10 protein-coding genes are annotated in these 13757 nt (G+C 71.1%); 6 read left to right on the top strand and 4 right to left on the bottom strand.

The genetic code is table 11. The features are described from left to right. Positions 1 to 29 precede the first annotated feature (29 nt). The 5 genes from ACGFY9_RS40580 to ACGFY9_RS40560 all read left to right on the top strand — a co-directional run bounded on the left by ACGFY9_RS40580 (position 30) and on the right by ACGFY9_RS40560 (position 9557). Positions 30 to 2198 carry a beta-galactosidase gene (locus ACGFY9_RS40580; protein ID WP_393762863.1) on the top strand — a complete coding sequence of 723 codons (2169 nt, stop codon included), beginning with the start codon at positions 30 to 32 and terminating at the stop codon, positions 2196 to 2198. Continuing rightward, positions 2195 to 4753, top strand: a complete 2559-nt coding sequence (locus ACGFY9_RS40575; RefSeq protein ID WP_393762861.1) for a beta-glucosidase — start codon at positions 2195 to 2197, stop codon at positions 4751 to 4753. Before ACGFY9_RS40580 ends, ACGFY9_RS40575 begins: the two co-directional genes overlap by 4 nt. Next, on the top strand, positions 4750 to 6321 hold the full coding sequence (locus ACGFY9_RS40570; protein WP_393762859.1) for a DUF4038 domain-containing protein: 1572 nt from the start codon (positions 4750 to 4752) through the stop codon (positions 6319 to 6321). Before ACGFY9_RS40575 ends, ACGFY9_RS40570 begins: the two co-directional genes overlap by 4 nt. Before the next feature lie 5 nt (positions 6322 to 6326). Further along, positions 6327 to 8981: a family 78 glycoside hydrolase catalytic domain gene (locus tag ACGFY9_RS40565; RefSeq protein WP_393762857.1), complete on the top strand. Its 2655-nt coding sequence runs from the start codon at positions 6327 to 6329 to the stop codon at positions 8979 to 8981. A gap of 162 nt (positions 8982 to 9143) precedes the next feature. After that, the gene (locus tag ACGFY9_RS40560; protein ID WP_393762855.1) at positions 9144 to 9557 is read left to right on the top strand and encodes a DUF6069 family protein; all 414 of its coding nucleotides are present in this window, start codon (positions 9144 to 9146) and stop codon (positions 9555 to 9557) included. 33 nt (positions 9558 to 9590) lie between these two features. On the opposite strand, the gene ACGFY9_RS40555 is transcribed toward ACGFY9_RS40560, so the two are convergent. From ACGFY9_RS40555 to ACGFY9_RS40540, 4 genes are all read right to left on the bottom strand, one after another. Continuing rightward, positions 9591 to 10397, bottom strand: a complete 807-nt coding sequence (locus ACGFY9_RS40555; RefSeq protein WP_393762853.1) for an inositol monophosphatase family protein — start codon at positions 10395 to 10397, stop codon at positions 9591 to 9593. Further along, positions 10381 to 11058: a glycerophosphodiester phosphodiesterase gene (locus tag ACGFY9_RS40550; RefSeq protein WP_393762851.1), complete on the bottom strand. Its 678-nt coding sequence runs from the start codon at positions 11056 to 11058 to the stop codon at positions 10381 to 10383. The genes ACGFY9_RS40555 and ACGFY9_RS40550 overlap by 17 nt, the downstream gene beginning before the upstream one ends. Then, on the bottom strand, positions 11055 to 11495 hold the full coding sequence (locus tag ACGFY9_RS40545; RefSeq protein WP_393762849.1) for a hypothetical protein: 441 nt from the start codon (positions 11493 to 11495) through the stop codon (positions 11055 to 11057). Before ACGFY9_RS40545 ends, ACGFY9_RS40550 begins: the two co-directional genes overlap by 4 nt. Positions 11496 to 11799: 304 nt before the next feature. Beyond that, positions 11800 to 12510, bottom strand: coding sequence for a TetR/AcrR family transcriptional regulator (locus ACGFY9_RS40540; RefSeq protein ID WP_393762847.1), 711 nt, complete (start codon positions 12508 to 12510; stop codon positions 11800 to 11802). A 103-nt stretch (positions 12511 to 12613) separates the two neighbouring features. Between ACGFY9_RS40540 and ACGFY9_RS40535 the strand changes: the two genes are divergently transcribed. Continuing rightward, on the top strand, positions 12614 to 13741 hold the full coding sequence (locus ACGFY9_RS40535) for an FAD-dependent oxidoreductase (protein ID WP_393762845.1): 1128 nt from the start codon (positions 12614 to 12616) through the stop codon (positions 13739 to 13741). Positions 13742 to 13757 lie beyond the last annotated feature (16 nt).

Genomic DNA, 13757 nt, shown 5'->3' with positions numbered 1-13757 from the left:
GGCCCCTGAGAGAAAGTCACCAGCACCGTATGGGCACTTCCTCCCCACGCATGCTCTTCGGAGCCGCGTACTACACCGAGTACCAGCCGTACGAGCGGCTCGCGCAGGACCTCGATCTCATGGCCGAGGCCGGGTTCAGCGTCATCCGGGTCGGCGAGTCGGTCTGGTCGACCTGGGAACCCCGCGAGGGCCAGTTCCAACTCGACTGGCTGCAACCGGTGCTCGACGCCGCCCAAGACAGGGGCATCAAGGCGATCGTGGGCACCCCGACCTACGCCGTCCCGCCATGGCTGCGCCGCAAGTACCCGGAAACGGCGGCCCGTTCGGGCACCGGGCAGCCCATCCCGTACGGCATGCGGCAGGACGCGGACTATTCGCATCCCGCCTTCCGGCATCTCGCCGAGCGGCTGGTCCGCAAGATCGTGGGGCGCTACGCCGACCACCCGGCGGTGATCGGCTGGCAGGTCGACAACGAACCCGGGCTACGCCTCTTCCACAACGACTCGGTGTTCCAGGGCTTCCTCGACCACCTCCGCGAACGCTACGGCGACGTCGAGACCCTCAACCGCCGCTGGGGGCTGACCTATTGGTCCCACCGCCTGCAGGACTGGGCGGATCTGTGGACCCCCGACGGCAACTCCACGCCGTCGTACGACCTCGCCTGGCGCCGCTATCAGTCGCAGTTGACGCAGGAATACATCACCTGGCACGCCGAGTTGGTCCGCGGCCTAGTACCGGAGCACCAGTTCGTCACCACCTGCGTCGCCCTCGGCCAGCAGGGCCTGGACATCTCGACGATCGGCCGGCCCCTCGACGTCGCCGGGGCGAACATCTACTACGCCACCCAGGACGGGCTGGCCCTTCCGGGTCCCGACGAGCCGGAGGGCGGCCTGTATCCGTTCTTCGTCGCCTGGTCAGGGCCTGCCTGGCTCTACCTCCAGAACGACATGGCGCGCGGCATCCGCCAGGAACCCTTCCTCGTCATGGAGACCAACGCCACCTCGATCGGCGGCTCCGCCGACAACTTCCCCCTCTTCCGCGGCCAGGCCCGCCAGGCCGTGTGGAGCATGGTCGCGCGCGGCGCCAGGATGATCGAGTACTGGCACTGGCACTCCCTGCACTACGGCGCCGAGACCTACTGGGGCGGCATCCTCGGCCACAGCCTGGAACCCGGCCGGACGTACGACGAACTGTCTGCAATCGCAGGGGAGTTCAGACAAGCCGGCAGCGCGATCGAGGGCCTGCGGCCCCGCAGCGACGTGGCGATGCTGCTGTCCGCCGACAGCCGCTGGGCCATGGAGTTCATGGCACCGCTGAGGGGCAACACCCCTGCCTGGTTCGGTGATCCGCAGTCCTACGACCGGATCGTCGCCGCGTTCTACCGGGGGCTGTTCGACGCCGGATTGTCCGTCGACATCGTTTCCCCGGAGCAACTTCCCTCCAGTCCGGAGGAGTTGGTGGACCGATGGCCGGTACTGGTCGTCCCGGCGCTGTACATCGCGGACGACGCGACACTCGACCTGCTGCGCGGGTACGCCGAAGCCGGAGGCCATCTCGTCCTCACCCCGCGCACCGGTTACGCGGACGAGGAGGCTGTCGCCCGGCACACGGTCATGCCCGGAGTGCTGCGGCCCGCGGCGGGCGTGCGCTACCAGGAGTTCACCAATGTGCTGACGCCGGTCACGATCACCCAGGGGGACATGAACGGCCCCGCTCTGCATGGGAAGGCCACCGCCTGGGCCGATGGATTGATCGCGGAGGGCGCCACCGTCCTCGCCGGGTACGACCATCCGCACCTGGGTCAGTTCGCCGCCGTCGCCACGCACGAGTACGGCGACGGCCGCGTGACCTACGTCGGCACAGTCCCGGACCGTGAACTTTCCCACAGCCTCGCGGACTGGATCGCCGGAGTCTCACTCCCCTCCGACGCCTGGCGCGAGGACCGGCCCGCGTCCGTCACCTGTACGTCGGCCACCACCGCCGACGGCGCCGTCCTGCGCTTCGTCCACAACTGGGCCTGGGAACCGGTCGGTTACCGCTTGCCCGGGGACGTCCACGACCTGCTCACAGGTGAGCCCCTCGCCGCCGGAACCGCGCTCGAACTCGGCCCCTGGGACGTCCGGTTGCTCATCGAACGCGACGGCGCCCCCACTTCACCTGCACCTTCACTCTCACCTTCACCGAGGAGGACGCCGTGACCCGGCAGCCCACCACCGACGCCCCCTCTGTCACCGACGAAGCCGAGCTCGCCAGCCGCCTCGGCGCGCTCACCCTGGAGCAGAAGGTGAGGCTGCTGGCCGGCGCCGACTTCTGGTCCCTCCACCCCGAACCCGCCGTCGGCCTACGCCGGTTGGTCGTCTCGGACGGACCCGCCGGAGTCCGCGGCGAGCTGTGGGACGAACGCAGCCCCTCCGCCAACGTGCCCTCGCCCACCGCACTGGCCGCCACCTGGGACGAACCGCTCATCGAACGGCTCGGCGGGCTCCTCGCCCACGAGGCACGCGCCAAGGGTGTCGACGTTCTCCTCGCCCCCACCGTGAACCTGCACCGAACTCCCTACGGCGGACGGCACTTCGAGTGCTTCAGCGAGGACCCGCTGCTCACCGCCCGCATCGGTGTCGCCTACGTCCGAGGCGTCCAGGGCGGCGGTGTCGCGGCCACCGTGAAGCACTTCGTCGGCAACGACTCGGAGACCCAGCGCATGACGCTCGACGCGCGGATCGGCGAACGCGCCCTGCGCGAGCTGTACTTGACGCCGTTCGAGCGGATCGTCGGCGAGGGCCGGGTCTGGGCGGTCATGGCCGCCTACAACGGCGTCAACGGACACCCGATGACCGAGAGCCCGCTGCTGCGCCAAGTACTGCACGACGAATGGGACTTCGACGGCCTGGTGATGTCGGACTGGTTCGCGGCCCGCACCACGGAACCGTCCGCACGTGCCGCGCTCGACCTGGTGATGCCCGGCCCTCTCGGCCCGTGGGGCGACGCACTGGTCGCCGCCGTACGCAAGGGCAAGGTCGACGAGGCGCTCGTCGACGACAAGGTGCTACGACTGCTGCGCCTCGCCGCCCGGGTCGGCGCGCTGAGCGACATACCCGCCACCGCCCGCCCGCCCCACCACGACGCCGAGTCCGTGGCGGCCCGCCTGCGCGAGACCGCCGCCGCCGGATTCGTACTGGCCCGCAACGAGAACGCCCAACTCCCGCTGGTTCGCGCCGGGTTGAACCGGGTCGCCGTCCTCGGCCCCAACGCCGCAGTGGCCCGAACCCTCGGCGGAGGCAGCGCCACCGTCTTCCCGCCCTACACCGTCTCCCCGCTCGACGGCATCCGAGCCGCCCTCGGTGATGACGTCGAGGTCACCCACGGCGTCGGCGTCACCCCGCAAACCCGCGTACCCGCGGCGGCACTCGCCTACCTCCGCCACCCCGACGGCTCCGGTGAGGGCGTCGAGGTGAACTTCCTCTCCGAGGACGGAACGCTGCTCGGCTCCGAGCGCCGCGCCGGGGGCGCCTACACCTGGATGGGGTCCTACGGCCCCGGTGTGCCCACCGGTCAGGTCGCCCGGGTGGAGGTACGCGCCGTGATCCGCGCCACCGACGCGGGCCGGTACGCGATCGGCGGTTCGGGCATCGGGAGCTTCCGGTTGTCCGTCGCGGGGGCCGAGGTGTTCGACGTACGCCTCCAACTCCCGCCGGGCGCCGACCTGGTGGAGGGGCTGATGACTCCGCCGCAACGCCTCCACACCGTCGACCTCGCGGAGGGCGAGGAGACCGAGGTCGTCCTCACCCACGACATGGCCACCCATGACATAGCCACTCACGGCATGGTCACCCACGACGTCGACTCGTCGGACGAGGCCCTCGGTGACGCGGTCACCATGTTCCAGCTCAACCTCCAGCCGCCGCACGGCAGCGACGACGAGGAGATCGAGCGGGCCGTGGCACTCGCCCGCGAGGCCGACGTCGCCGTGGTCGTGGTCGGCACCACGGAAGAGGTGGAGAGCGAGGGCTTCGACCGCGACAGCCTGGCGCTGCCCGGCCGGCAGGACGAACTGGTCCGCCGGGTCGCCGAGGCCAATCCCCGTACCGTCGTGGTGGTCAACTCCGGTGCCCCGGTGCTGCTTCCGTGGTCCGAGGAGGTGGCGGCGGTGCTGCTCGCCTGGTTCCCCGGCCAGGAGTTCGGCAACGCGCTCGCCGACGTCCTGCTGGGCGTCGCGGAGCCGGGCGGCCGGCTGCCGACCGTCTGGCCCGCCACCGAGCAGGGACTGCCCGCCACCGAGCCGATCGACGGCGTACTCGCCTACGACGAGGGGCTGTTCATCGGCTACCGGGGCGACGGCCGCACCGGCTCCCAGCCGCCCCGCTACGCCTTCGGCCACGGACTCGGCTACACCACCTGGGACTACGTCTCCATCGACGCCCCCAGCGAGGTGCCGTCCGGCGCCGATCTCACCGTAGAAGTACGCATACGCAACAGCGGCACCCGGCACGGCAAGGAGGTCGTGCAGGTCTACGCCGGCCGCCCGGGCGGTGCCGTCGAGCGCCCGCTCCGCTGGCTCGCCGGGTTCGCCGTGGTGGAGGCGGCACCCGGCGACGAGACCGTCGCGACGGTCACCGTGGACGCGCGGGCCTTCGAGCACTGGGACACCGAAGTGGGCGGCTGGGCGGTCGAGTTGGGGACTTTCACCCTGGAAGCGGGACCGTCGTCGACGATCCTGCCGCTTGCCGCTGACATCGCCGTCGGCACCTCATGAGTGACACACGGCCGGAAGCGGACCCGGTGGTCGCGCCCTGGCGGCAGACCGAGTTCACCCTGTCCGGGGTCCGCGACCACGCCAATCCGTACACCGACATCGACGTATGGGCCGAGTTCACCCACGAATCCGGCACCGTCCTGCGCCGCCCCGCCTTCTGGGACGGCGGCCGGGTCTGGAAGGTCCGGTTCGCCTCCCCGGAGACGCACGGCCGCTGGACCTGGCGCAGCGGCAGTTCCGTCGCCGACGAAGGACTGTCCGGGCAGGGCGGAACACTCGTCGTAGGCCCCGCCGCGGATGACGCCAACTCCCTTCACCAGCACGGCTTTTGGCGGATGTCGCCCGGCGGACGCAGCCTGGTGCACGCCGACGGGACGCCCGCGCTGCTGGTCGGCGACACCGCCTGGGCCCTGCCCTGGCGGGCCACCGAGGAGCAGGTCGCGGAGTACGCCGCCGACCGGCGGGCCAAGGGCTTCAACGCGGCCCTGCTCATGAGCGTCCAGCCCGACATGGACGCGCGCGGACCGCGTGACCGCACCATGGACGAGGGGTTCGACGTCGGCTTCGAGGACCTGCCCACCGGACACATCAGCGTCCTGAACCCGGCGTACTTCCAGTACTTGGACCGGCTGTTGGGAATCCTCCGCGAGCACGGAATCGTCCCCGTTCTCCAGCCGCTCTTCCACGGGTTCGGCTGGAAGGGCCTGCGGGTGGCGGGGCCGGTGGTGCCACCGCGGGAATACGCGCGCTACTGCCGCTATCTCGTTGCCCGTTACGGCGCCGGTCCCGCCGTCTACCTGGTCGGCGCCGACGGCGAGGGCCACGAACCGCAGATCGAGGCGGGCGGCGCGGAGGTCGGCCGCTGGGACGCCTACGGCCAGCCCTGCGGCATCCACTACCGGCCGCACGCCGACAACTCCGCCCACCAGAGCGAGAGTTGGCTGCACTTCCAGTGGTGCCAGACCGGCCACATGGGCGGGCACGTCCAGGAACGGGTCGCCGACATGTGGCGCAACACCCCCGCCAAGGCGGTCGCCAACGCCGAGCCGACATACGAGAACACCGGCCGCCCCGGCCTCGCCGCGGGCTGGTGGCAGGGACACGAGGCATGGAGCAACCTCTGCGCCGGCGGCACGATGGGCGTGGTCTACGGCGCGGCCGGCCTGTGGCAGTGGCGCCTGCACGCCGACGAACCCGGCCACGAGGAGTTCTTCCTCGCCGAGGACGCCGGCTGGCGCGAGGCACTGCACTTCGAGGGCTCGCGCCACGTCGGGCTGATCTCCCGCATCCTCGACGGCCTTCCCCTGACGGACATGCGGCCCGACTGGCGCTCCGCCCTGGCACCCCGGGGCCTGTCCGTCCCAGGCGTGCTGTACCTCTGCTACGCCGAGGAGGGCGGCCCACTGTTCATCACCGACCCGGAGAACGTCCCGCTCCCTTACCGGGTGATCGACCCCCGCACCGGCGAGACCGTCCGCGAGGGCGTGCGCGCCACCGCCGTAGCACCCGTACCCGACGAGGGCGGTGCGCCCAGGGTGTACATCTGCCATGACCCGAGCCGGAGTTGATCCCCGTGCATGTCACACCGCCCACCTTCGAGCACCACCGCGTACCCCTGGGCATCGGCGAATCCGCTCCCCGCCTCAGCTGGCGCACGGTCACCGACACCGGGGACTGGCACCAGGCTGCCCACCAAGTCGAGATCACCGCCGCCGATGGCACGCTCGTCGCCGACACCGGACGCGTGGAGTCCGCCCACTCCGTCCTCGTCCCCTGGCCGGGGCCGCATCTCAGCTCCCGGGAACGCGTCGGTGTACGTGTGCGCGTCTGGGGTGAGGGAGAGGGCGCGCCATCGCCCTGGTCGGGGCACGCGTACGCCGAGACCGGACTCCTGGAGCCGACCGATTGGACAGCCCGCCCCATCACTCCGGACCTCGACGCCCCCACCGAGGAACCGCTCCCCGCAGCACTGCTCCGCCGCGACTTCACCCTCGCCGGGCCCATTGCCTCCGCCCGGCTGTACATCACCGCGTACGGCGTCTACGCGGCCGAGATCAACGGCGAGCCTGTGGGCGATCAGGTCATGGCCCCCGGCTGGACCTCGTATCAACACCGGCTCCGCTACCAGACGTTCGACGTGACGCCGTTGCTGCGAACCGGTGAGAACGCCATCGGGGCCCTGCTCGGCGAGGGTTGGTACACCGGACGCCTCGGCTTCCACGGCGGCCGCCGCGACATCTACGGTGAACACCGCGCGCTCCTCGCCCAGTTGGAGATCGCGTACGCCGACGGCACGACCCAGACCGTCCGCACCGACGAAAACTGGCGTACGACGACCGGCCCCGTGCTGCGTTCGGAGATCTACGACGGCGAGGCCTACGACGCACGGCGGGAGCGGCAGGGCTGGTCCACGCCGGGACACGAGGTCTCCGGCTGGACCGACGTCCGCCAACTGCCGCATCCACGCGCGGAGTTGGTGGCACCGACGGGTCCGCCCGTGCGACGCACCCAGACCGTCGCCCCGGTCGAGGTCATCACGACACCGTCGGGAAAGGCCGTCCTGGACTTCGGCCAGAACCTGGTCGGCCGACTGCGTATCCGAGTCAAGGGCACGGCCGGCCACGAGGTCACCCTGCGCCATGCGGAGGTGCTGGAGCACGGCGAACTGAGCACCCGCCCCTTGCGGTTCGCCGCCGCCACGGACACGTACGTCCTGCGCGGAGAGGGCGAGGGGATGGAGACCTACGAACCCCACTTCACCTTCCACGGCTTCAGATACGCAGAGATCGGGAACTGGCCCGGACCGCTCGACCCCGCCGACGTCGAAGCGGTCGTACTCCACACGGACATGGCCCGGACCGGCTGGTTCGAGTGCTCCGACCCCCTCGTGAACCGGTTGCACGAGAACGTCGTGCAGGGCATGCGCGGCAACTTCCTCGACATCCCCACCGACTGCCCGCAGCGCGACGAACGCATGGGCTGGACCGGCGACATCCAGGTCTTCGCGCCCACCGCGTCCTTCCTCCACGACTGCTCCGGCATGCTGACCGGCTGGCTGCGCGACCTGTCCGCGGAGCAGTTGGCGCGACCGGACGGAGTGCCGCCCCTCGTCGTCCCCGATGTGCTGCCGGCCGCCTTCCAGGACGCGGGTGCCCAGGCCGTGTGGGCCGATGTCGCGGTCCTCCTCCCGTGGACCCTGTACCAGCGATTCGGGGACCTGGAGGTGCTGCGCACCCAGTACCCGAGCATGCGGGCCTGGGGCGAGGCCACGATCCGGCTCACCGCAGAGGGCGACGGACTGTGGCGCCAGGACTTCCAACTCGGTGACTGGCTCGACCCGCAGGCCCCGCCGGACCGTCCGGGAGAGGCGCGGACCGACGGCGACCTAGTCGCCAACGCGTACGTCGTCCGCTCCGCGGAGGTCCTCGCCGAGACCGCCCAACTCCTCGACGACAACGGTCACTTGGACGGCAAGGAGGACGACGCCGCTCGTTTCCGTGCGCACGCCCAGGCCGTACGCGAACGCTTCGCCGACCAGTTCGTCACGCCGGACGGCCGACTGTCCTCGGACACCCAGACCGCGTACGCCCTGGCGATCGCCTTCTCGCTCCTGCCGACGGAACGTCAACGGCGGGGCTCCGCCCAGCGGTTGGCGCAGATTGTGCGCCGCGCGTCCTTCCGTATCGCCACCGGATTCACGGGCACGCCCCTGATCTGCGACGCCCTGTGCGCGGCGGGCGAGCCCCAACTCGCCTACCGCATGCTCCTGGAGAAGGACTGCCCGTCCTGGCTCTACCCGGTGACCATGGGCGCCACGACCATCTGGGAGCGCTGGGACTCGATGCTGCCCGACGGCACCGTCAACCCCGGCGAGATGACGTCCTTCAACCACTACGCCCTCGGCGCCGTCGCCGACTGGCTGCACCGCACGGTCGCGGGTCTCGCCACCGCCGAACCCGGCTGGCGGCGGCTGCGCATCGCCCCGGTCCCGGGCGGCGGTCTGACCTGGGCGAAGGCGGCCCACGACACCCCGTACGGCAGGGCCGAGGCGGGCTGGCGCGTCGAGGGAGACGTCATCGTCGTAGAGGCACTGGTCCCCGCGAACACGCACGCCGAGGTTCAACTGCCGGACGGCAGCGCCGCGTTCGAGATCGGCTCGGGACGCCACGCCTTCCGGCGTCCCTACACCGCCCCGGCCTGGCCGCCGACGGAGATCCGGCACCCGTGAACCCCGGGCGCGCAGTCGGCGGCGCCGTGACGGGCGCTCTTCAGGTGCGCTTGAAGTTTCAAACGGAGTCGGTCAGACTCTCGATTGAGAGTTCAAACGATCCGTCTCGGGGATCTCGGGGCTCTTTGGGTTCTGCCCGAAATATTCCTCCCTGGAGTTGTCATGTCACTTGTCTCCGATGCCGTCGCCGTCCGCCGCGGCCCGCTCGTCGTCGCGGGAGGTGTGCTCGCCGCGATCGTGGTGGCCTCCGCGGCGGACACCGTCATCGCCCAACTCGCCCTGGCCGCCGGCGCCCCCGACGACTTCCAGCCCCTGAAGGCACCGTCGTACATCTTCCTGACGGCGGTCGGCATGGTCGCGGGCACCATCGGCTGGGCCATCGTGCGCAAGGTGTCGAAGGACCCCCAGGCGCTGGTGCGCCGGCTCGTGCCCACCCTCGTCGTGATGTCCTTCGTCCCTGATTTCCTGCTCTACGGCGACGGCGGCGCGACCGGCGTCGGGGCGCTGCTCCTGATGCACGTGACGGTCGCGGCGGCCGCGGTGGTCACCTACCGCAAGGTGATGCCCCTGCCGTAGAGACACCGACGGCAACCGACTCCGTGGACGCCGTCAGGGTCGCTGTGCCCCGACCGTCGAACGCCACAACTCCCCGGCCTCCGCCGCCGCTTGCGGCGCCACGAGCAGCAACGGCTCGCCGTACGAGGGGAGTTGCGGCACGGCCACCGCGCCCGCCTCGGTAGCGATGAGCAGGGCGGGCAGGCCGTCCACCGGGTGGAACTCGCCGATCGCGGCGGCCGTCGCCCGGCCCGCCGCGACCTGGACCAGCGACAGCGCGGTCGAACCCATGACGCGGGCCGTGCAGTGCCGGTCGGCCAGTTGCGCGAGCAGCGCGTCGAGGCCGGGCCAATGTGCGTGGGCCGCCCACTCCGTGAGGAACGCATGGCCCGTGAGCGTGGTGTGGTCCGCCGCGTGGATCGGAGTTCCGTTCAGGTGCGCGCCCTTGCCCCGCACCGCCGTGAAGACCTCGCCGCGCCACGGGTCCGCCACCAGTCCCAGCAACGGGGAGCCGTCCGGCTCCGCGAGGCCCAGGGAGAAGGAGCACCAGCCAAGTCCGTGGGCGTAGTTGGTCGTTCCGTCCACCGGGTCGATCACCCAGTGCGGTGCGTCGTCCGATGTGCCGCCCTCCGCGCCGTACTCCTCGCCGTCGATGCCCCAGTCGGGGAACTCCCGCCGCAGCACCGCCCGTACGTGCCGTTCCACCGCCTCGTCCGTGTCGGTGACGATGTCGGCCGGGCTCGCCTTCTCCCGTACCGGCCCCGCACCTCCCCGGTTCCCGCCACGGATCGCCTCCGTCGCCCACCCGGCCAACTCGACGGCCAACCGCAGAGCACCGTCCAGGTCATGTCCGTTCGGCACAGCTCTTCACCACCCCGTTCAGGTCGTTTCCAATGATCGCGTCCACACCCCAGGCGAGCAGTTCGCCGCGCCGGTCCGCGTCGTCCACCGTCCAGCAACTCACCAGCACATCCCGCGCATGCCAGTAGGCCACCGACTCCTCGCTCAGGAACCGGTGTTCCGGATTGAAATACTGCGGACGTACGGCCCCCAACACGTCCTCGGACGGCGGAAGTTCGCCGTACCAGCTGAGGAACAGCGTGATCCGCTCGTCGCGCGCCCGCACCGCCGCCATCGCCTCCGCGGCGCCACAGAACATGGCCACCGCTCCTAGCCGACCGAGCTCTGCGTGCGCCGCCTCGGCGACCACCGGATTCCCGGTGTCCAGCAGCAGCGGCACCCCGCCGGCGGCTTCCAGCGCCTCCCGCAGGGTCGGCACCGCCGGCGCGAACTCCCGCAACTCGGCCAACTTCAGGGCCGCGACCGACTCCGGACGTCCCCACAGACGGCGCAGGTCGTCGTCATGATGCAGTACGACGACACCGTCCGCCGTGCACCGCAGATCCACCTCGATCGCGTCGGCCCCCGCGCCCGCCGCCAGCCGCACGGCTTCCAGGGTGTTCTCCACCGCGGCCCAAGGATCACCCCGGTGCGCCACGGCCAACGCCCGCCGCGTACTCACGCCGCCTCCGCTTCCGATGCCGCTTCCTCTGCCCGTATGGCAGGGGCGACCGCGTACGACAGGGCCTGCCCGACACTCACCCGTACGACCTCGCCGCGAGCGGGTGCCTGGAGCTTGGCGAGCGTGGTCGCGTCGGCGGTGCCGTGCGCGGAGAAGACGACCTTGACCTGGTAACCGGGGTTGGCCTTCTGGAAGGCGGGGACAACGATGTCTTCCCACAGCTTCTGGATGTTCGTGTCACCGCTGACGTAGGCGGTGAGGTGATGGGCGGCGGCTCCGCCGACCGACGCGGACGAGGAGGAGGATGAGGAGCAGGCGGAGGCGGCCATGGTGAGGGTGGCGGCGCACAGCAGCACGGCGGCGCTCCGGGTGGACCTGGGGAGTCGCGTGGGCTGAGGCGGGGCGGCGAGGGAACGGCCGAGGGTCCGGACGGGCATGGTGGTTGCTCCGGGCATTCTGGTTCGGGGGCGGAACGCTTTGTTCCGGCGCACGATAGGCAGGGGTGCCGGTGGGGTTCGGGGACAACCGGATGAACATGGACTCTTTTCAGGGTGACAGTTCGGCGGGCGGTGCCCGGGCGGGATGCGGTCGCCACGGTGTCGTACTGTGGCAACTCGTCGCCGAGGACGGTGTGTTGGGCGCCGGTGATGAGGCCGGGCCTGTCAAGTGGGGCCCTCGGTCATGCGACGAGCGACGTGACGATCCTGCCCTGGGCCGTGCTGGCCGAGACCGTCGGCAGCCCTAGCTGTCGGTCGGGTGGAGGGCGGTGATGCCCGCGAGGACGAGGTCGATCCCGGCGAGGAACTGCTCGCGGTCGTCGTGCCCGCGCACCTGGTTCGCGACAGCCCGGGTGAACGGGTAGTCGTCGGGGTCGAGTTCTTCCCAGGCCGTCGACACGGCGTCCAGGAACTGGGCGCGGTCCGTGTCGGGCCCGAGAGTGCCCGCGCTCGCGGTGTTCGCGGCGTTCTGCCCGGCGGCGCCGAGGATGTAGTGCATCAACGCCGAGGTCGCCGTGAACCAGCCGGCCTCGGGCACGCCCAGCGCGCGGATCCGCCGGCCGATGTTCTCGAAGAGCCGCGGCGCCACCGGCCCCCAGGGGCTGTGGGCGATCTGCGTTGCGAGCTGGGTGGCGAGCCACGGGTGTTCCTCGATCGCGCCGAACAGGCCGAGCGCGACGGCGCGGATCCCGTCCTGCGGCGTGTCCGGGGGCCCGGCGGGCTCGACGGCCAGGGCCGCGGCGACGACGGCGTCGGTGGCGGCGCCGAGCAGCTCGTCCTTGTTCGCCACGTGCCAGTAGATCGCCCCGGGCCCGGTGGCCAGTCGCTCGGTCAGCGTCCGGAACGTCAGCCCGTTCTCGCCGACGGAGTCGAGCAGCTCGACGGCGGCCTCGACGATGCGCTCGCGGGAGAGCGCCTCGGTACGCCGCTTCGACCTGCCAGTCCGCGTTGCCATGCGGCCATCTTGACATGTCTGGAGCGCTGTTCCAACAATGGAACGGCATTCCAGGGAGGTCGGCCGGAGCCAACCGGGCGACCCGCATTCCTGAGGAGACACCATGAGCACGCACGTCACGATCATCGGCGCCGGACTCGGCGGCCTCACTCTCGCCCGCGTCCTGCACGTCCACGGCATCCCCGCCACCGTCTACGAGGCGGAGCCCGCCCCGACCGCACGTCCGCAGGGCGGGATGCTCGACATCCACGAGGACAACGGCCAGCCGGCCCTCGACGCGGCAGGCCTGACCGAGGAGTTTCGCGGCCTCGTGCTGGAGGGCCGTGAGGCGACACGGGTCCTCGCCCCGGACGGGACCGTCCTCTTCGACGACGACAGCACGCGCGGACGCCCCGAGGTGCTGCGCGGCGAACTGCGACGGATCCTGCTCGACTCGCTCCCGCCCGGCACCGTCCGGTGGGGGCACAAGGTCAGCGGCGTCCGCGCCCTCGGCGAGGGCCGCCACGAGGTGACCTTCGCCGACGGCACCACCATCACCACGAGCCTCCTGGTCGGCGCGGACGGCGCATGGTCACGGGTCCGACCGCTGCTGTCCGGCGCGGCACCCGAATACACCGGCAAGTCGTACGTCGAGACCTACCTGTACGACGCCGACGCCCGTCACCCCGCCGCCGCGAAGGCGGTCGGCGGCGGGTCCTTGTTCGCGCTCGCACCGGGCAAGGGCATCCAGGCCCACCGTGAGAGCGGCGGCACCCTCCACACCTACGTGGCGCTGTCCAGGCCGCAGAACTGGTTCGCCGACATCGACTTCACCGATTCCGCCACGGCAGCCCAGCGGATCGTGCGGGAGTTCCACGGCTGGGCCCCGGAGCTCACCGCCCTGATCACCGACAGCGACACCCCGCTGGTCCTACGGCCCCTCTACGCGCTCCTCGCCGAGCACCGGTGGGACCGTGTGCCCGGCGTAACCCTGCTCGGCGACGCCGCCCACCTCTCGGCCCCGAACGGAGAAGGCGCCAACCTGGCCATGTACGACGGCGCCGAACTCGGCAAGGCCCTCGCCTCCCACCCCGACAACCCCGAAGCCGCCCTCACCGCATACGAACAGCCCCTCTTCCAACGCAGCGCCGCGGCCGCAGCCGATGGCGCCGACCTGAATGAGGCTCTCTTCGGCGACAACGCGCCGCAGAGCCTGCTCGACATGTTCACGGGAAACGAGCAGGCCCACTGAGCGACTCACCCGGTGG

Origin of the sequence: Streptomyces sp. NPDC048504 (assembly GCF_043200035.1) — a bacterium.
In the GTDB taxonomy this organism is placed as follows: Bacteria; Actinomycetota; Actinomycetes; order Streptomycetales; family Streptomycetaceae; genus Streptomyces.
This window is presented reverse-complemented; position numbering and strand designations above follow the sequence as displayed.

Excerpts from the sequence above, each read along its gene's own strand:
- ACGFY9_RS40560 (WP_393762855.1), top strand. The coding sequence starts at position 9,144 with ATGTCACTTGTCTCCGATGCCGTCGCCGTCCGCCGCGGCCCGCTCGTC.
- ACGFY9_RS40580 (WP_393762863.1), top strand. The coding sequence starts at position 30 with ATGGGCACTTCCTCCCCACGCATGCTCTTCGGAGCCGCGTACTACACC.
- ACGFY9_RS40540 (WP_393762847.1), bottom strand. The coding sequence starts at position 12,510 with ATGGCAACGCGGACTGGCAGGTCGAAGCGGCGTACCGAGGCGCTCTCC.
- ACGFY9_RS40545 (WP_393762849.1), bottom strand. The coding sequence starts at position 11,495 with ATGCCCGTCCGGACCCTCGGCCGTTCCCTCGCCGCCCCGCCTCAGCCC.
- ACGFY9_RS40570 (WP_393762859.1), top strand. The coding sequence starts at position 4,750 with ATGAGTGACACACGGCCGGAAGCGGACCCGGTGGTCGCGCCCTGGCGG.
- ACGFY9_RS40535 (WP_393762845.1), top strand. The coding sequence starts at position 12,614 with ATGAGCACGCACGTCACGATCATCGGCGCCGGACTCGGCGGCCTCACT.